This window comes from Pseudomonas sp. S2_F07 (assembly GCF_054668325.1).
This window is the reverse complement of sequence record NZ_CP162758.1, coordinates 1,283,226-1,302,506: the sequence shown is the minus strand read 5'-3', so window position 1 is coordinate 1,302,506 and position 19,281 is coordinate 1,283,226. Positions and strand designations below refer to the sequence as shown.

General features: G+C 56.5%; 16 protein-coding genes and 1 pseudogene. 7 read left to right on the top strand and 10 right to left on the bottom strand.

Annotated features, from left to right (window positions below):
- Positions 1–32 precede the first annotated feature (32 nt).
- A complete protein-coding gene (locus AB4O40_RS05685) occupies positions 33–1,493 on the bottom strand; it encodes an L-lactate permease (protein WP_460055607.1) in 1,461 nt (486 codons plus the stop codon).
- 132 nt (positions 1,494–1,625) lie between these two features.
- Between AB4O40_RS05685 and AB4O40_RS05680 the strand changes: the two genes are divergently transcribed.
- Both AB4O40_RS05680 and AB4O40_RS05675 read left to right on the top strand, forming a co-directional pair.
- Positions 1,626–2,114, top strand: a complete 489-nt coding sequence (locus AB4O40_RS05680) for an Lrp/AsnC family transcriptional regulator (RefSeq protein ID WP_460055610.1) — start codon at positions 1,626–1,628, stop codon at positions 2,112–2,114.
- Positions 2,115–2,278: 164 nt separating this feature from the next.
- A complete protein-coding gene (locus AB4O40_RS05675; protein WP_460154684.1) occupies positions 2,279–2,599 on the top strand; it encodes a MerR family DNA-binding transcriptional regulator in 321 nt (106 codons plus the stop codon).
- Here the strand turns inward: AB4O40_RS05675 and AB4O40_RS05670 are convergent.
- Positions 2,541–2,918 (bottom strand): c-type cytochrome, encoded by a 378-nt coding sequence (locus tag AB4O40_RS05670; protein ID WP_460055613.1) that lies wholly within the window; start codon positions 2,916–2,918, stop codon positions 2,541–2,543. The two genes, AB4O40_RS05675 and AB4O40_RS05670, sit on opposite strands and share 59 nt — an antisense overlap.
- Before the next feature lie 342 nt (positions 2,919–3,260).
- Here AB4O40_RS05670 and AB4O40_RS05665 point away from each other — a divergent pair, with 342 nt between their 5' ends.
- On the top strand, positions 3,261–3,443 hold the full coding sequence (locus AB4O40_RS05665; protein WP_460055615.1) for a hypothetical protein: 183 nt from the start codon (positions 3,261–3,263) through the stop codon (positions 3,441–3,443).
- Positions 3,444–3,519: 76 nt separating this feature from the next.
- Here the strand turns inward: AB4O40_RS05665 and AB4O40_RS05660 are convergent, their stop codons facing one another.
- Both AB4O40_RS05660 and AB4O40_RS05655 read right to left on the bottom strand, forming a co-directional pair.
- Positions 3,520–3,804 (bottom strand): hypothetical protein, encoded by a 285-nt coding sequence (locus AB4O40_RS05660; RefSeq protein WP_460055618.1) that lies wholly within the window; start codon positions 3,802–3,804, stop codon positions 3,520–3,522.
- 149 nt (positions 3,805–3,953) lie between these two features.
- Complete coding sequence (locus AB4O40_RS05655) at positions 3,954–4,520, bottom strand: TetR/AcrR family transcriptional regulator (protein WP_053156159.1); 567 nt, start codon at positions 4,518–4,520, stop codon at positions 3,954–3,956.
- Between the two features lie 113 nt (positions 4,521–4,633).
- Here AB4O40_RS05655 and AB4O40_RS05650 point away from each other — a divergent pair, with 113 nt between their 5' ends.
- Complete coding sequence (locus AB4O40_RS05650; protein WP_460055621.1) at positions 4,634–5,281, top strand: glutathione S-transferase family protein; 648 nt, start codon at positions 4,634–4,636, stop codon at positions 5,279–5,281.
- 383 nt (positions 5,282–5,664) lie between these two features.
- Here AB4O40_RS05650 and AB4O40_RS05645 read toward each other — a convergent pair whose 3' ends face one another.
- The 5 genes and pseudogenes from AB4O40_RS05645 to AB4O40_RS05625 all read right to left on the bottom strand — a co-directional run bounded on the left by AB4O40_RS05645 (position 5,665) and on the right by AB4O40_RS05625 (position 9,195).
- Positions 5,665–6,279 (bottom strand): LysE family translocator, encoded by a 615-nt coding sequence (locus AB4O40_RS05645; RefSeq protein WP_460055624.1) that lies wholly within the window; start codon positions 6,277–6,279, stop codon positions 5,665–5,667.
- A 267-nt stretch (positions 6,280–6,546) separates the two neighbouring features.
- Positions 6,547–6,756: a hypothetical protein gene (locus AB4O40_RS05640; protein WP_460055626.1), complete on the bottom strand. Its 210-nt coding sequence runs from the start codon at positions 6,754–6,756 to the stop codon at positions 6,547–6,549.
- A 203-nt stretch (positions 6,757–6,959) separates the two neighbouring features.
- Positions 6,960–7,163, bottom strand: a pseudogene (locus AB4O40_RS05635) (site-specific integrase); the annotation flags it as partial.
- A gap of 384 nt (positions 7,164–7,547) precedes the next feature.
- On the bottom strand, positions 7,548–7,877 hold the full coding sequence (locus AB4O40_RS05630; protein ID WP_056724165.1) for an antibiotic biosynthesis monooxygenase family protein: 330 nt from the start codon (positions 7,875–7,877) through the stop codon (positions 7,548–7,550).
- A gap of 646 nt (positions 7,878–8,523) precedes the next feature.
- The gene (locus AB4O40_RS05625; protein ID WP_223542059.1) at positions 8,524–9,195 is read right to left on the bottom strand and encodes a tetratricopeptide repeat protein; all 672 of its coding nucleotides are present in this window, start codon (positions 9,193–9,195) and stop codon (positions 8,524–8,526) included.
- Between the two features lie 504 nt (positions 9,196–9,699).
- On the opposite strand from AB4O40_RS05625, the gene AB4O40_RS05620 reads away from it, so the two are divergent.
- From AB4O40_RS05620 to AB4O40_RS05610, 3 genes are all read left to right on the top strand, one after another.
- Positions 9,700–9,864: a hypothetical protein gene (locus AB4O40_RS05620; protein WP_223542058.1), complete on the top strand. Its 165-nt coding sequence runs from the start codon at positions 9,700–9,702 to the stop codon at positions 9,862–9,864.
- A 125-nt stretch (positions 9,865–9,989) separates the two neighbouring features.
- Positions 9,990–13,805 carry a beta strand repeat-containing protein gene (locus AB4O40_RS05615; protein WP_460055630.1) on the top strand — a complete coding sequence of 1,272 codons (3,816 nt, stop codon included), beginning with the start codon at positions 9,990–9,992 and terminating at the stop codon, positions 13,803–13,805.
- 613 nt (positions 13,806–14,418) lie between these two features.
- Positions 14,419–18,225 carry a beta strand repeat-containing protein gene (locus AB4O40_RS05610; protein ID WP_460055633.1) on the top strand — a complete coding sequence of 1,269 codons (3,807 nt, stop codon included), beginning with the start codon at positions 14,419–14,421 and terminating at the stop codon, positions 18,223–18,225.
- A gap of 93 nt (positions 18,226–18,318) precedes the next feature.
- On the opposite strand, the gene AB4O40_RS05605 is transcribed toward AB4O40_RS05610, so the two are convergent.
- The gene (locus AB4O40_RS05605) at positions 18,319–19,212 is read right to left on the bottom strand and encodes a LysR family transcriptional regulator (protein WP_056727425.1); all 894 of its coding nucleotides are present in this window, start codon (positions 19,210–19,212) and stop codon (positions 18,319–18,321) included.
- Between the last annotated feature and the right edge of the window lie 69 nt (positions 19,213–19,281).

Below are 19,281 nucleotides of genomic sequence, written 5' to 3'. Positions count from 1 at the left end.
GCTCATTGGGGTGCCCATCTGCCAATACCATGCTATCCAAACCATCCAATCAGCAACGCTGCGCCCAACGCGACTAACGCGGTATTGAGACAGACCAGCATGAAGCCAAACCTTACCAGTTCGCCTTCCTCCTTGGCCTGGGTTTTAGCAAGTCCCAGGATCAGCATGACAACCGACAGCGAGCCCAGCGCTGCATGCCCTGCCGAGCTGTTTTGGACGGCAGCCAACAATAGGCGAGAGGATTCGGGCAACATCGCGATGGCCGGCATGAAGATCGCATTGCCGCCAACATTCGACCCGGTCATGTAGCCTGACAGCGCGCCAAACATGGCAACCAGCGACGTCGCGGCGGTGGGCGACAGGCCCGCCAGCAGTTGCATCAAACCCGCGAGGAAGCCGGCCTTCACCATCATCTGCGACATCGCGAGAAAGAAGAAAATGGTCAACAATGGCCGCTTCGCCCGCGCCACCAGCGCAGCAGGCATGCTGACGTCGAGTGCTGTCTGGCGTTGTGTGTTGCGCGTGTGAAACCCTAGCCCGATCAGCACCAGAACCAGTGCCAGGCCTGGTGAGGCGAGTGGCTTCCAGGTGACCTGGGCGCCCTGTACAACCCAGTGATCCTGCCAAGAGGTGATCGTCCACACCATCTTCAACGCGACAATGCAGACAATCAGCACCAGATACGGCCATGCCTGACGCGGCCATTGCACCGCGCCGCGCTCGCTATCGTTGCGGCGCAGGCGCCACAGCCCAGCAGAGAGTACCGCTGCTGCCGTCACCAGGCCCGCGGCAACGCCGGCCACTTCCGGCCCCAGCCACCGACTAGCACTGTAAAGCACGCCCACAAACAGCAGCCAGCAAGCGCCCAACGCCCTCCATTCCCGCGAGTCACGAACGCCTGCAAGATATAGCGCGATTGCACTGAGGGCCAAAAAAACCGGTGCGCTGGTCAGTGCCGAGGTCGATGCCAGCGCGGGTGCGTCCAGGTGAACCAACGAAGCACCAATGACAGATGCCAAGCCCAGCGTTCCCCAGGGCATGATTGCCATGCCGGTCAGTGCTATTCGTAGCGCGACCCGACGTTCGAAGAGACTGAGCAGCAGGGGCACCGTAGCGATCAACGACACGCCGAAGCCGGTCATCGCTTCGAGCAACGGTGCCAGTCCAAGGACGATAAACACTACTTGATCGCCGCGTCCAAGCCCCAGTGACCGCACCCATTGGCTAAGCGCCAGGTTGACGCCCATGCGCTCGATAAAAATCACGAAGACCAGACCTGGAACGATCACGAAAGCCGTACTTGCAAACAGCACGGCCGTATCTTGAGCGGCGGCCACCATACTGCCTTGGCGCCACGCGTCGGCAGCGCCGGCGAGCCAGAGCACCATGACTAATAGAGTGCCTGCAATGGCGGCGTGAACGGGCGGCCGGCGCAGCACGACGAGCATGGCTGTAACCAACAGGACAGGGGAAAGATGGAACAGTGCGAGCATGCCAATAATATCCTGTGTGTGTTCCCGATTAAGGCTGCGTACGCAGACTGCTGGCAAGATAATATTTCTCTTGGCTAGATAAAGGGGCGCAGTTTTCTGATAGTTTTCGAGAAAATTTCTCACGGGTTTACCATGGCAAAAAACGACGCTGCACCTGAATCGTTGGATAAATTCGACCGTGCCATCTTGGACCTCGTTCAGCGCGACAACACTATGCCGCTGCGCCTTATGGCCGAGCAGGTCAATCTTTCCACGGCCGCCGTTCAGCGCCGCATCAAGCGAATGGAAGAGGGGGGAGTCATCACGGGCAACGTAGCCATCGTGGATCCCACCGCCGTAGGACGGCCGATCACGATCATTGTGGAAGTGATGGCAGAGCGCACTAGCATCGAGGCGCTGGAGGCGATGAAGACACACTTCGCGGTGCCCGAAGTTCAGCAGTGCTACTACGTCACCGGCGAAGTGGATTTCGTCCTGGTGTTAACCGTTGGCAGCATGAAGGAATACCAGGCTTTGGCGCGGCGATTGTTTGCCGAAAATTCCAACGTTACCTGGTTCAAGACAATCGTGGCGCTGGACCGTGTGAAAGTCGGGCTTAATGTGCCGAGCGTGCCTGGGTAACCGCTCATTCAAGAGCGTCTTGCGGATCGAACCTCTTGAAATTAGCCAAGACAGTCGCCCTGATAGCGGAAGGGAAAGGTATTATATAGTGGTTAATTTTGGACGCTCTTAGTGTCCGCTATTGGCCGCTTTCTGCCTGTCGCGGTGCCGCTGAGCGACTCTGCGTGAACACCGTGTGCACCAGGACGGCATCCGGTCACACCCAGCAAACAGCGGGCCGGCGCTGGATCAGGGAGGAGCGTCATTTGTACATAGGTGAACTTGCCAAGTTGTCGGGGTGCACTCCAAAAGCCATTCGTTTGTATGAGCAATCGGGCCTGCTGAGCCCTCAGCGCCATGGCAGTTACGGGTTGCCCCAAGGGACAGACTCAAGCGCTGGTGTCATGTCAATCGAAGGTGACAGCACAGGACCAGGTACTTCAAAGATCATCGGTTTTGTGAAATCAAACCACCCATGTATTGATTTAAATCGCGTAAATCCTTAACGCTCCATGAGTGCGGCGATAGCTTTACTCCATTCTCACGCAAGGTTCTTGGAATTAAGTCGCCATTTGGGCGAAGTATTATCGAAGATACAATCACGCCCGGATAATCAGTTAATCGTTTTTTGAAAGCGGACGTTGTTAGATCAGGTGTAGGCGGATTGCTTTTATTAGCCAGCGGTCCTGTTGCTTTGAGATCCATTCCGTGGCACATGCTGCATCGCTGTAGATAGAGATTTTTTCCATTAGCATTATCCGCGAAGGATAGTGATGTTTGAGTCAGCGATAAAATTCCTAGCGAAGCGATGAATAATATTTTCATTGTTTTTATCTTCCTTGATGGGATCGGCGTCGATTGGACGCGATTTGCAGTGTGGGAAAGATATCAGCCATCGCGTCGGCACACACAGTCATTCCTGATGCCCATTAAATCAACACGTTTTCCCGGCGCATCCCGGTGACCATTCTTGGCCGATTTCTTCCTGTCACGATGGGCAGAAAACGACCCATTATAGCGGCCGGTCATAACCGACAATATTCGTCATACACGTCCTACATGAGGCTCACCATTTTCCAGTTGAAGTATCGACTCCAAATGCGCTCTATGCCGCGGTCATCAGTCCACGTCTACACTCCAACATCTACCTGAAGTGTCGGAGGCATCATGAACTTCATTCTCTGGATCATTCTTGGTACAAGCGGCCCACAGCCCGCTCGAGCGGTCGACCATGCTGAGTACGAGAATATGGAGGCGTGTCAGCACGCAGCCGATCAGATCAAGGCATCACTTGAAGGGGTGCAGTTCCAGATCCACACCATCTGCACACCCAAGGGCGATACAAAATAACGCGTGATCTTCAGGTGCCCCTGCTTGCCACGAAGGGCCGCTCCCGACTTAGTGCCGCCACCCTCATGGGCAATAGCTAGCTATCTTGGCTGACCTTTGTGTGCTGAGCGGACACCACTTGGTTCAGGATGCCTTCAACATACTGAGCCTTAAGTTGATTCGCTAATGGGCCGAGAATTGGATTGCCATTGAACCCCACTAAGAAACCGTCAATGGTCTCCGTAACCCAACGCGTCGCTGCTTCGACGCTGGACGGGACGGCAGGGTCAAAATTGATCGTTTCCAGTTCCTGGTCGAGACGCTTCAACACCGGTTCCGCTTCCCGCAATTGCGCGCGAACTACATTAAGGTTCGAAAGCATTGTTCGCCATCTTGAGTAGTTGGCTGACTTAAAACTGAATCAGCCCTCATTTCATAGACGCATCTGAAGGACTGCTTTTGGCCGATTGTTGCCTGTCGCGAAAGGCGGAAAACGACCAACGCGGTTGTTTCGTTGTTTGTTATGGCATGTCATGGCTCAACGAGTTGCAAACATCCCTGTTGACAGGCTGTGAGAATCTCTTGCGCCAATTGGTCATCGGCCACAGCTCGAGCCAGTGCCAAGCCACCAATCATCCCTACGGCAATTTGCAGAGCATGCTGGCGTGTATTCGTCTCTGTCGTTGTTTTCAGCCCGGACTCTAGACGTGTGATGAAAGCTGCGAGCACTTGGGTGTAGCTCTCCTGGATGGCTCCGTCCTGCTGAGCAGCATCATTGACCATGAAGGCTAACGGACAGTGCATGCGGCTTGCATCCCGATGGTCCATGCGGAGATAGTCTTTCACTACCTGCTGCAAACCATCTTTACCAGCCTCTTCGAGTATCGCGCCCCCCGCGTTGGCGGCGTTTCTAATAGCTTCGGTGTAAAGCTCCGTTTTGGATGCGAAGTGACTATAGAAGGCCCCCCGGGTCAATCCTGCACTCTCCATAATCGAGTCGATACTGACTTTTTCGAAACCCTCCAGTGCGAAGAGTCGCGCGGCGCTATCCAGAATCATCTGTCGAGTGGTTGCGCGCTGTGTAACAGGCCAGGGCATACGTATTCTCCTCAGTAAAGCGTGAGATGGAGTATGACAAAACGTGACTTTATGTTCTTGAACATAAAGTCACACCGACCAGAATTGTCGACTCTTCCCTCAAGGAGCTACACATGAGATTACACATACTGGGACCTGGATTTAGCACCTTCGTACGTAGTGTCAAACTTTACTGTGAAGAGAAAGCGCTGGATTACACACACGGGATGCACGTGGATGGTAATACGATCAGGTTCCACGGCCCTGAACACATGGCACTGCATCCTTTTGGCAAGGTCCCGGTATTGCTGCATGGAGAGCGGAGCGTAATTGAAACAACCACCATTTGCCGCTACTTGGATGAAGCCTTTGCGCATACTTCTCCAAGGCCCGCTGACTTGGCCCAGAAGGTGAAGGTCGATCAGTGGTCCGCTACCTTGGCGATGTATGCCGATGATCGACTGATACGTCGTTATCTTTTACTGCTTGTTTCACCTGCGCAGCCGTCAGGCCCAATCGATAGAGACGCCGTGGCTATCGCCGAGCCCATGGCTATCCAGACACTTGGGCTGCTGGCGAAGCAATTGGACGGGCAGCAATTTTTCTGCGGGGCGGACTACAGCATGGCGGACGCCATCCTGACGCCAATGCTCGATTACTTGGAACGCGTGCCCGAAAGTGCACAATGTCTGAAAAAAACATCAAATCTTCGTGATTATCTTTTTCGCATGCGATTGCGCCAGTCAGGGCTCAATGTGTTGACCGAGCCGAACTTTAGTTAATGCAGAAATTGATGGACTTATAGTTCGCCCAAGGGCCGCTTTTGGCAGATTACTGCCTGTCGCGAAGGGCCGCAGTCGACCCATAGCTGACCTCCAGAAAAGTCAGTCGATCGTGTTGATGCCAGCAATTTTGCCTCGCACAAGGTCCTATCTGATTCTCACGATAACCATGCACCAGGTGCCCGTTCACGGCGCTTTCTGGACAAGCAATTTTTTTTGAATGAGCTAGTATTTGATTGGCTCGCTTTGCCAGTCGCTATCTGATCGGCTCACCACCGAGTGGCTGGCAAGGCGGACTCTCGAACTCGAATAGTTTTGCAATTTCGACAGGCCGCTATTGGCCGATAGCGGAGTTTCCTCACCTCTCGCGGTCGATTCAATACTTAGGTCAGCTGTCGTACTCCTAGGCCCAGAATCAGACCACCGCACAGGCGATCAATCACTTTCCGAGCCTTCTGATACGTCGAGGAAATCCTTGGTTGCGACAAAGCCACCGCAACCAGTCCATACCAGGTCAGCGAAACGACCACCACAACCGCCAGCATTGAGACGAAGGTGCTGACCGAGGGGTGGGCGGGGGCTGCTGCTGAAAAGACGGCGGCGTAGAAGGCCATGGATTTAGGATTGCCGATGTTGGTGACGACACCCTGAAAGAAAGATTTCCGGACGCTGCCAGCCGTGCCCTCACAAGGCCGTAAGGCGGGATGCTTGCCTGCTTTAACGATCAGGCGTACGCCAAACCACATCAGGTACGTCGCCCCCATGATCTTCATAACCAGTACTGCCCATGGGAAGGCTGCAAACACAAGGCCCAGGCCTGTGATCGCACAGCCAGACCAGAGCAGGTTCACGGTCACTATACCGGCGACTAAGGCCAACGCCTCGGCACGTGTTGCGGCTACTGCCTTGTGAACAACGGCGACGAAGTTCGGCCCCGGAATCACTACGCCCGCCAGATAAACCCAGAAAACAGTGAGCACCGCAGAACTGTCGAACATTTCGATCCCTCTTAGCGCTGATCGGTATCAGCGTCTGGTTGAAGATTTCATCACGTTTTTCGACCGCGAGAGCTTCCATGCTAGCGAGCGAAGGGGCCGACAGTCAGACACAGATTCCACAATAAACTCCGATACAGTGACCTTTTTTGCTAAGTAAACCCTGCCCGGCAATGCGGTGGTCAGGGATCGCTTTGGCCTGGCGAGGAATGCTTCGCTGTTAAGGGCGGATGTGTACTGTCGGCAGTGTCCGCAATTGGCCGATAGCTGTCACTCTGGCGCCATCATCACTGCGAGCGTCATCTTGATGAATTCTTCGTTCTTGTCGATGGCTTCAAGGGCTCCGCGCACGTTGTCGGCGACGTCGGCTGAGCCGCGCTGCTCGACCCAGTTCGAAAGCTCCATGATGACCGCTTCCAAGGCGAGCTGGTTTTCGTTGATTTTGTACAGCAGGGATGGGAGCAGGTCAGAGTTTGGCATCGCGAATCCTCCGTGGAGACTTCAGCGTAGCATCGGGAAATAGTGCATGTAGAGGTTGGTGTTCGTCGGCAGGACGCCGGGGAGGGGGAATGTAATGCTGACATAAAGCTGTCATTGCATAGCCAAACTGAGCCATACAAACCCCAAAGGGGGATTTTTGAGGGCCTGAAAGCCGCAGCCTGCGCGGCCCTCAGGGTTGCCCTTCAAGATGATGAACCTGGATCGCTTCGATCTAAAATAGGAGAAGTTGTCGTAACGTTGGTATTGCCGGCAAAAAGTCTCCCGGCTCGCCCTCCGGCTCCTGCATCGGCGGAGGGCATTCAGCGACCATAAATCTTGGCGATCGTGGTCCATTCTTTGTGGGCGAGTTGCTTGGCTACCCACATTGGATTCTCGCCCGCAGATAACCTTTATCTATCCGGTTTCTGGTCCGCCAGGTAGTTATTGGTCGATCCATATCAGGCACAACGCTGCGGCAGCGCTGAACATGATTGACTGTCGAGTTGGACTTTCTCCGACGAACGATATCGATTAAATAAAAAGGCCCGCTGATTAGGCGTAATGCTGTTCACTTAAGAGATAGACCAAACAATAAGCTCCCTCGCCACAGATACAGTGTTCGTCCTTAAGTGAGCTGCATTACGCCACTAAGCAAGCCCAGCACGTAAACGCCAATGCGATGAGCCAACAGGTTGATTACGATGTCGAAGATGAACTCCATTTTTGATCCGCGTATTTCCTTGTCGGTTTTTCTACGCACATCCGAAAGACTATTCTGGTCGATGGAATGCTTAAGTAGCTGTTGCGATTGGCCATTTCTCGCCAAGCTTGGAGTCACCATAGGTTTTGATGACCTCAGAGATGATGACTTGATAACCGGCAAGCCAATTTTCCTGGGCAGCCTTTGCCTCCAGGTGACGGGGATGCTCAACCAATATCTGAAGTGCTTCGAGAGAACTCCAGTAGTACACATTGGAGAAGAGGCCAGTCTGTGGATTCTCCCAAGCTTCTTCGCCAAGGTAACCAGGGATCGATTTTGCGATTGCAGCGATTTCCTGATCGAGTCGGTGGAAGGCTTCATCAAACTGCTTTTTGGCAAAGATGAACGTTGAAGAGTACATAGGCTTTGCTCCTTTCGCGGCGTTTGGTTGCCGATGATTGGACTGACCGGACTTGGGTATGCCTCAAACCTATGCTGGCTGGTTGGCTTCCCAGCTATCAGTAGACGATGCATCTGGCGTAATGTTTTCCGCCGATTGTGTCTGATAGCGTTCCTTGTCCATGCGTAACTCCTTGTTCGGCTTGAGTGTCGCGCTAGAAACGCGACATGAGGTGAGGAGGAAAAGCGACATGACTTTTGCGCCCATTACTGGCGCATTAGCGGCGCGCCCATGGTCTGCTTTTGGCCGTTTTCTGCCTGTGGTGACCGGCAGAAAACGACCCAGGCTGTGTAAAAACGCAGGCACTGTTTTGAAGTCTGCGTCGCTACGTAAAATCTGCCAGTGATTGGTTAATCAGCGGACCTGAAATTTGCGTAGGAATGCGATTTTCATTCAGGTTCTGACCATCAAACCTGTTCTAAAACGTTTTTACACAGCCTCGACCAAAAACGGCCGGTGGTACGGCCGTAATGAGATTAGGTAGTGACTACAAAAATAGGGGCGATTCACGTTTAAATCGAAATTTCGCAAAATTGTGGTCCGCCCCTTATTGGCGGGCGGTAATTTGCTACCTGCGCCCCCTGTATTCCGGAGGACGCGTTTCAGCCTATTGCGATTCGCCGCCAGAGGTAGTCGTCGTAGTTTTCAAGTATTGATCCAGCGGTATCAGCAGATTTTTGGCTTGGCCTAGCTCATCCGAAAGTGTCTGGGCTGTTGTGATCATGTTGGCGGTTAAACCCCTGGTCGCTGCAATGTTACTTTTGGCTTTGTTTGTGGGCGAGTTGTCCATGGTTGCCGACTGTATAAGCAGAGCTAGGCCGAGATTTTTGTCCACCTTCACGCCATCGCCGCGCATATAAAGCATGCCCAGATTACCGACGGCGAGCGCATCGCCTTGCGCTGCTGCCTTGCGATACCACTGATTGGCCTGCGCAAAGTCCACGGCAGTGCCACGACCGTTTTCATACAGCACAGCGAGATTGTATTGCGCGTTGGAGTTGCCTTGCTGCGCAGATTTTTCATACCAACTAATTGCTTGTGTTTCGTCCTTGGCGACCCCGATGCCCTGCTCGTACATTAGAGCCACATTGAACTGGCCATCGGCGTTGCCTGTGTCCGCAACGGTGCTAAATTCCTTAAATGCCAGCGGCAAGTCACCGGCTTGATAGGCCGTAACGCCTTCCTCTAAGCCGGCTTGCGCCGGTCCGCTCAGGAAGCTGAAGATCGTCACGAGCGCTAGGGCTGTAGTGGAGTGAAGTATTCGATTCATCGCTATCATGTGAAAGTCTCTGGTTCGTTGGTGAAGACCGCTGATCTATGATTAACACTTCTAATGACAACCAGAGGCAGACCACAGCTTAGGCTGTTACGGTTTAATCGTGGTCTATCCGTCGATACTACTGCCCTCACATCTTTTTCGCGAAACTTCTCCGGTCTTACCGGCCACCTCTCGCTACAGCCCAATGCCAAGCCTTCGCCCCGCAATTCTGCAAGTTGCGACCGGCTGTTTCTGGCCGATTTCTGCCTTCCACAATCGGCTGAAATCGACCCAGGCTGACGGTGGCGACAAACAAAAAATCGGCCGATAGCTGTCCGTCACGAAGGGCCGCAGTCAACTGATGCAGTCATTTGTGATCGTCAAGCGTATGCCAAAAAGTAAGGACCACCGTCGAGAGCTAGTCCTGCCACCGGAGTCCAAATTGGAAAGTATGTCATCCACTGTTCTGTCCCAGCCTGCTTGCCCAAGAGATGGGAAGCGACGACCGGACAAGCGAAGTGGCAAATGGCTATATACACTGAGTGCCACTCTCTGTGCGGCCGGGCTCTGGAAGGTTGCAAGCGGGCGCTCTACGGCGACACCGATGCGGACAGCACAACCGAGTTTGTCACCCGGTTCACCGGCGCAAGCACCTTGGCCATGAGCGAACTGAATGAAAATGAGTGCTGACCTACGTGGCCTCGACGAATTTCGATGCAATGCCCGGCGGCTTCACCTCGCCTGTTACTGATGACAAATAACAACACCGCCGCGTGGGTTGCCACTTGCGGCCCTGCATAAAGGAAAAATTGCACATGGCCGTGATAACAGGCACTACGAGCAATGATGATCTATTGGGGACAAGTGAGGCCGACAGCATTACCGGGCTGGCGGGGGATGACATTCTCGACGGCGGTGGTGGTGGTCAGGATACGGCTATCTATTCGGGCAACGCCGGCGACTACCGCTTCGGATGGAGCAACGGCCAACTGACGGTCACCGACCTGAATGTCGTTGGTGGCGATGAGGGTACCGATTACCTGCGCAATATCGAAAGCCTGCAATTCGCCGACAGGATTCTGAGCGTCAAGGCGGGCGGTGAAAGCCGGGTCAGTACGTTGACGCCGATGACTCAGGACAGTATCTCCATTACCGGGCTGGCCGACGGTGGGTGGCTGGTGTCCTTGCAGTCCTCTGATCCAGTCAATGGGAACGATATTTTAATCCAACGCTACAGTGCAGCAGGCGAGCGGTTGGGCGATGAGATTGCTGTCGCCCCTTCGCAATACAATCAGGAATACTCCGATGTCGCCGGGCTGGCTGACGGTGGCTGGGTGGTTACCTGGTACACCTATCTGCAGGTCGACACTGGCGACATCTATGCCCGGCGTTTCAACCAGGCTGGTGAAGCCGTGGGTGAACCATGGCGCGTCAATACCCACACGACTGAGAGCCAGAACAGCCCGGCTGTGACAGCACTGGGTGATGGTGGTTGGGTGGTGGTATGGATGTCGCGGGACGTCGCTGGCAATAACTTCACGATCGAGGCCCAACGCTATGACGCAGCGGGCATCGCTGTGGGGGGTGAAACCCAGGTCAACACGACGACAGGCGATAATCAGATCGTGCACTACAGCACTGACGTGACGGCCCTGAAGGACGGTGGCTGGCTGGTGACCTGGCATGCGAATCACCCAGACGAAAGCCGCTTCGATATCTATGCCCAGCGTTACGATGCAACCGGTAACAGGGTCGGCAGCGAAACTCAGGTAAACACCAACACGCTGGATGTCCAGTACATTCCTGCGGTCACGGCCTTGAACGATGGTGGCTGGCTGGTGAGCTGGTCATCCTCCAGCCTAGCTACCAATAGTAACGATATCTACTTCCAGCGCTATAACGCCAATGGTCAGGCGGTCGGCGGTGAAACCCTCGTCATAAACAGCCCTCACTATGCCACGCAGTCTCAGAGTCACTCCGATGTAACGGCATTGGCTGATGGCGGCTGGGTGGTGACCTGGGAATCGGGCGGCGAACAAGATGGCAGTGGGATGGCTATCTATGCCCAGCGCTACAACGCCGCGGGCCAAGCCGTCGGTGGCGAAACGCTGGTCAATACCACCACTGACGGCCATCAGGTTGCCGCTAAGGTCACGTCTCTGGAAGACGGTGGCTGGGCAGTGACCTGGGTGTCTATAGGACAGTCCAGTCATGTCAATGACGGCGTCTATGTCCAGCGCTTCAGTGCCGATGGCACCGCGGTACGGCTGGAGGTCACTGGCGGGAGCGGTGATGACACGCTGAACGGTCAGGGTAACATGCTGTTGGCCGGGGGCACTGGCAATGATACTTATGCAGTGGGCGACAGCCTGATTCAACTTCGTGAAGAGCTGGGTGCCGGCACTGACACGGTCAAGTCGGCTGTGAGCTGGGTGCTGGGAGCCAACCTGGAGAACCTGACGCTTACAGGGACTTCAACGATCAATGGCACCGGTAACGGCCTCGCCAACACGCTGACCGGTAACGCCGCCGCCAATACGCTCAACGGCGGTGCCGGCGCCGATGTGATGAGCGGCGGCCTGGGCAATGACATCTACTACGTCGACCATGCCAGCGACGTGGTCAACGAAACCTCCGCCACCGGCGGCGTCGACACCGTCGTTTCCAGCGTCAGTCGCACCCTCGGCAACTACCAGGAGAACCTGACCCTCACGGGCAGCGCGGCGCTCACAGGCACGGGCAACAGCCTCGCCAACACGCTGACCGGCAACGCCGCCGCCAATCACCTCTACGGCGGTGCCGGCAATGACTTTTTAAATGGCGCCGCAGGTATCGACAGGATGACGGGCGATGAGGGTTCCGACATCTACTACGTCGACAACGCGGCTGACGTCGTGGTTGAAACCAATGCCACGGCCAGCACCGGCGGCAGCGACACGGTCTACAGTTTTCTCAGCGCCTACACCCTCGCTGCCAATGTCGAGAATGGGCGCGTCCTCGCCACCGGGATCGCCGGCCTGACGGGTAACGGCCTCGACAACACCTTCTATGCCGGGGTCGGCAACAACGTCCTCAATGGTGGCACCGGCGTCGATACCGCCTCCTACCTCTATGCCACCAGCGCAGTCACCGTCAGCCTGGCCGTGACCACGGCCCAGGCCACCGTCGGATCAGGCGCCGACACCCTGATCGCTATCGAAAACCTCACCGGCTCCAGCTACAACGACACGCTCAGGGGCAACGCCGCCGCCAACCTGCTGAGCGGTGGTGCCGAAAACGATACGCTCGACGGTGGTGCGGGCAATGACGTTTTGAATGGTGGCACTGGCGCTGACGGGATGACGGGCGGTGATGGCTCCGACCTCTACTACGTCGACAACGCTAGCGACGTCGTGGTGGAAACCAATGCCACGGCCAGCACCGGCGGCAGCGACATGGTCTACAGCTCTCTCGGCGCCTACACCCTCAGTGATAATGTCGAGAACGGTCGCCTCCTCGCCACCGGGGGCGCCGCCCTCACGGGCAACAGCCTTAACAACACCCTCTATGACGGGACCGGTAATAACGTCCTCAATGGCGGCACCGGTGTCGACTCTGCCTCCTACCTCTATGCCGGCAGCGCCGTCACCGTCAGCCTGGCCGTGACCACGGCCCAGGCCACCGGCGGCTCAGGCGCCGACACCCTGATCGCCATCGAAAACCTCATCGGCTCCAACTACAACGACAAACTCACGGGCAACGCCGCGGCTAACTTGCTCAACGGTGGCAGCGGTAACGATACGCTCGACGGTGGGGCGGGCAATGACGTTCTGGATGGCGGCGCAGGCCTCGACCGGATGACCGGCGGCGATGGGTCTGACCTCTACTACGTCGACAATACGGGTGACGTCGTGGTTGAAACCAATGCAACGGTCGGCACCGGCGGCAGCGACACGGTCTTCAGTTCCCTCAGCGCCTACACCCTCGGCGCCAATGTCGAGAGTGGCCGCCTCCTCGCCACCGGAGACGCCGGCCTGACGGGCAACAGCCTCAACAACACCCTTTATGCCGGCGCCGGCAACAACGTCCTCAATGGCAGCACCGGTACCGACACGGCGTCCTACGCCTATGCCGGTAGCGCAATCACCGCCAGCCTCGCCGTGACCACGGCCCAGGCCACCGGCGGCTCAGGTTCCGACACCCTGATCGCCATCGAAAACCTCACCGGTTCCAACTACAACGACAGGCTCACGGGCAACGCCGCCGCCAACCTGCTGAACGGTGGGGGCGGGAACGACATCCTCATCGGCGGTACAGGCAAGGATGTCCTCACCGGTGGCGCCGGCAGCGACATCTTCGATTTCAACGCCCTCGCTGAAACGGGGCTGACCAGCTCCACCTGGGACATCATCACCGACTTCGTCCGGGGAGCCGACAAGATCGACCTGTCGACGCTGGATGCCAACACGGCGACGACCACCAATGACGCCTTCAGCTCGGTCATCGGCAGTACCGCTGCTTTCAACGCGGCCGGACAGTTGAAGGTTTCAGGGGGCGTGCTGTATGGCAATACCGATGCCGACAGCGCCGCCGAATTCGCCATCCAGATAGTCGGTCTCAACAGCGCGACCACGGCGGACTTTATACTTTAATTTGCGGATCTGGCATCTGGCAGGGTGACGCGGAGCGGGTCACCCTGGATTTTCCAGACGTATCTGACTGTCTCCTTTTGGGCGTTTTATGCCCGTCGCGAAAGGCAACTAACTGCCAGAAACAGTCATTCGTGATCGTCAAAGCATGTCATCCACTTCTCTGTCTTGATCTGCTAGCCCAAGGCGAAGGCCACTCTGCCTCCATCAATACCGATTCAACGAATCCCGGCAAACCAAACAGGCTGATCTGCAGTAGTTTGCCTGGTATAGCGGCAATGCATTGCCGGCATATTCCCCCATGAGAGGCGACAATCGGGCAAGCACGATGGCAAATGGCTATATATAATGAGTGCCACTATCTTTGCGGCCGGACAGTAGCAGGTTGCATGCGGGGCGCTCTACGGCGACACCGATACGGGCAGCTCAGCCGAGTTGGTCACCCCACTCACCAGCGTAAGCACCTTGGCCATGAGCGAACTGAATGAAAATGAGTGCTGAACTACGTGGCCTCGACGAATTTCGATGAAATGCCTGGCACCCCGCCCGTCATTGATGACAACGAACAATACGGCCGCGTGGGTTGCCACTTGTTGCCGTGATTAAAGGAAGAAACATGGGCGTGATAAGAGGCACTACGAACAACGATGTTCTGGTCGGGACAATTGAGGCCGACAGTATTACCGGCCTGGAGGGGGATGACATTCTCGACGGCGGTCTAGGTCTGGACACGCTGGAAGGCGGCAACGGGGATGACACCTACATTCTCAATAAAATCCCCGTACTGAAGTCTGAATTCACCAATGTATCGGGGCTTTTGATTTCCGGCGTCATGGAGTCCATGTATTACCCAGTGGACAATCAACGGCAAATCGACGCGATCTACTTTTCCGAATCATCCGGACTGTATTGGGGTCTAGGCACCTACTACTCCTACTCCCGTGGCAACCCCTTGGTCACCGAGTGGTTTTCCTTTGGGGCTCAGGGGGGAATAGCCTCCCTACGGGGCGCCAGCGACAGCTTCCTCTACAACTACCACGTAGTCCAAGACCAGATATTGCCGGACAGCGGTGGTACCGATCTGGTCAAGTCCAGCCTGCCCAGCTACACCCTGGGCAGCACCCTGGAAAACCTGGAGCTGACAGGCAGCGAAAATATCAATGGTGATGGTAACGACCTGAACAACCGGCTGACCGGCAACAGCGGCAAGAATACCCTGATGGGCTACGGTGGCGACGATGTCCTGGACGGAGGCGCGGGTGCCGACTCCATGCAGGGCGGCGATGGCGACGATGTCCTGGATGGAGGCACAGGTGCCGACTTGATGCAGGGCGGCGACGGGGACGACACCTATTACGTCGATAATTCCGGCGATGTGGTCAGCGAAACCAGCACAGGCGGCGTTGACCTGGTCGCCAACTCCCTCGCCAACTACGTGCTCGGTGCCAATATCGAGAGTGGCCGCATTCTCTCGACCGGAACCTCCAATCTGGGCGGCAACGCTCTCGACAACGTACTCTACTCAGGTAGCGGCAATAATAGTCTCTACGGTAATACAGGCTTCGATACCGTTTCATATGAGTATGCGGGCGCTGCTGTCACCATCAATCTGGGCACCGTAACGCAAGTCACGGGTGGCTCTGGCACGGATACCCTGGGAGCCATCGAGGCGGTGATCGGAAGCCGGTTCAACGACACCCTGATCGGTAACTCGCAAGACAATACCCTGGATGGCAATGTCGGCCGTGATCTTGTCAAGGGAGAAGGCGGCAACGATACCCTGATGGCTGAAGGGGGATATTCGGCGACGCTGGAGTCGATTGAATACGGCACGACATACGATGAATCTGGCAATCTGATCAGCGGCTATGACTTCTGGTTCTACCACGGCGAAACCCTCGACGGTGGCACCGGCAACGATTTCGTCAGTTATGCCAATGCCCAATCGAGCGTGGTCGTGAACCTGACCAGCGGCTTTGGGTATGCAACGGGTGCCATTTCTGTGCTCAACAGCAGGCCCCCTCCGGAGACCGGCATAGGGAACTTCATCAACGACGTCGAGCAAGCCATCTCAGACTTTGCCGACCAGTTGTGGAGTATCGAAAACATCATCGGCAGTAGTTTCAACGATATTCTGACCGGCGATAATGGGGCCAATATCCTCAGCGGCAAGTCGGGTGCCGACACTTTGATCGGCGGACTTGGCAACGACACCTACTATGTCGACAACATCGGCGACGTCGTTACCGAAACCGATGAGACGCTCAGCAGCGGTGGTAGCGATACGGTCCATAGTTCTCTCAACGCCTACACCCTCGGCGCCAATGTCGAGAACGGTCGCCTCACCGCCACCGGGGTTGCCGCCCTCACAGGCAACAGCCTCAATAACACCCTCTTTGCCGGGACCGGCAACAATGTCCTCAATGGCATGACCGGCGTCGACGCGGTCTCGTACGTCTATGCCGGCAGTGCAGTTACCGTCAGCCTGGCCGTGACTACGGCCCAGGCCACCGGCGGATCAGGCTCAGACACCCTGATCGCCATCGAAAACCTCACCGGCTCCAACTACGACGACACGCTCACGGGCAACGCCGCTGCCAACCTGCTGTACGGTGGCGCCGGCAATGACGTTTTGAATGGCGGCGCAGGCCTCGACAGGATGACGGGCGGTGAGGGTTCTGACACCTACTACGTCAGCAGCGCCGACGACGTCGTGATTGAAACCAATGCGACGGCCAGCACCGGCGGCAGCGACACGGTCTACAGCTATCTCGACGCCTACACCCTCGGCGTCAATGTCGAGAGCGGTCGCCTCCTTGCCACCGGGGTTGCCGCTCTCACGGGCAATAGCCTCGACAACACCCTGTTTGCCGCGGCCGGTAACAACGTCCTCAATGGCAGCACCGGTGTCGACACGGCCTCTTACGTCTATGCCGGCAGTGCAGTCACCGTCAGCCTGGCCGTGACCACGACCCAGGCCACCGGCGGATCGGGCGCCGACACCCTGATCGCCATCGAAAACCTCACCGGCTCCAACTACAACGACACGCTCACGGGCAACGCCGCCGCCAACCTGCTCAATGGTGGCGCCGGCAATGACGTTTTGAATGGCGGCGCAGGCCTCGACAGGATGACGGGCGGTGAGGGTTCTGACACCTACTACGTCAGCAGCACCGGTGACGTCGTGATTGAAACCAATGCGACGACCAGCACCGGCGGCAGCGACACGGTCTACAGCTATCTCGACGCCTACACCCTGGGCGCCAATGTCGAGAACGGTCGTCTCCTCGCCACCGGGGTTGCCGCCCTCACGGGCAATAGCCTCGACAACACACTCTTTGCCGCGGCCGGTAACAACGTCCTTAATGGCAGCACCGGCGTCGACACGGTCTCTTACGTCTATGCCGGCAGTGCAGTCACCGTCAGCCTGGCTGTGGCCACGGCTCAGGCAACCGCTGGATCAGGCTCGGACACCCTGATCGCCATCGAAAACCTCACGGGCTCAAACTACAACGACACGCTCACGGGTAACGCCGCCGCCAACCTGCTCAATGGTGGCGCCGGCAATGACGTTTTGAATGGCGGCGCAGACCTTGACAGGATGACGGGCGGTGAGGGTTCTGACACCTATTACGTCGACAACATTCGCGACGTCGTGATTGAAACCAATGCGACGGCCAGCATTGGCGGCAGCGACACGGTCTACAGTTTTATCAGCGTCTACACCCTGGGCGCCAATGTCGAGAACGGTCGCCTCCTCACGACCGGGGCCGCCGCCCTGACGGGTAACAGTCTCGACAACACTCTCTATTCCGGAGCCGGCAGTAACGTGCTCGATGGCAGCACCGGCGTCGACACCGCCTCCTACCTCTATGCCGCCAGCGCCGTCAGCGCCAGCCTGGCCGTGACCACGGCCCAGGCCACCGGTGGATCAGGCTCCGACATCCTGCTGGGCATCGAAAACCTCACCGGTTCCAACTACAACGACAGGCTCACGGGCAACACCGTAGCCAACCTGCTGAACGGTGGCGCCGGCAATGACACTCTGCAGGGTGGGGGCGGGAACGACATCTTGATCGGCAGTACAGGCAAGGATGTTCTAACCGGTGGCATCGGAAACGACATCTTCGATTTCAACGCCCTCGCAGAAACGGGGCTGACCAGTTCCACCTGGGACATCATCACCGACTTCACCCGGGGAGCCGACAAGATCGACCTGTCGACGCTCGATGCCAACACGGCGACGACCGCCAATGACGCCTTCAGCTCGGTCATCGGCAGTACCGCTGCTTTCAACGTGGCCGGACAGTTGAAGGTTTCAGGGGGCGTGCTGTATGGCAATACCGATGCCGACAGCGCCGCCGAGTTCGCCATCCAGATAGTCGGTCTCAACAGCGCGACCACGGCGGACTTTATACTTTAACTTGCGGATCTGGCATCTGGCAGGGTGACGCGGAGCGGGTCACCCTGGATTTTTCAGACGCATTTGATATTCAACCGGTCGAACATAGAACGCTCAACTTCTATATTTCAGCGCCTCCACCAATGCAGAAAAGGCGGGAGACGCCTGGCGTCTGTTGGGGTAATACAAATGGTAGCCCTGAAACACAGGGCACCAGTCGGCGAGGACTTCTTTGAGTCGGCCGTCGGCCAGATAGGGTGCGACCAACTCCTCTGGTACGTAGGCCAGACCAACGCCATCAACGGCAGCATTGAGAACATGCATGATGCTGTTGAAAACGAGTTGCCCATCTGCCTTGACCGTAAACGCCTGGCCATCTCGTTCAAACTCCCAGGCGTAAATCGCCCCTGATGGCCTGTGTCGAATATTGACGCAGTCATGGGCCGTCAACTCATGGGGCGTCGCTGGTGCCGATTTGCGTTCGAAATACGCCGCAGATCCCACCACCGCCAACCGCCAATCCGGTCCTATGCGAACCGCAATCATGTCCTTGCTGATCGATTCACCCATGCGAATGCCGGCATCGAAGCGCTCCTCGACCACGTTGGTGAATCCATAGTCGACGTAGAACTCCAGTGTGATATCCGGGTAATTCTTCAAGAAACCTGCAAGCATCGGCCGAATGCACAACTCAATCTGATCGTCAGTGCAGGAAATACGAATCGTGCCACTGGGCTTGTCCCGTAATTCGCTCAAGGCTTCAAGCTCAACAGCGATCTGATCAAAAAGCGGGGCGATCGAGCGCATCAATCTTTCTCCCGCCTCTGTCGGCGACACATTGCGTGTCGTGCGGGCCAGCAGACGTATCCCAAGTCTTTGTTCAAGTGCCCGGATCGTATGACTCAGCGCAGAAGGTGTAATGCCCAGTTTGGCGGCGGCTTTGGTAAAGCTTTGATCGCGCGCCACTGCCAGAAAAGCTTGGAGATCGTTGACTTTGGTATTGGCCATTGCTGAGTTTTTCTCAAAACCACATGAAGATTACGCCTACTAATCAGGGTACCTCGAATCCGTCAAGCT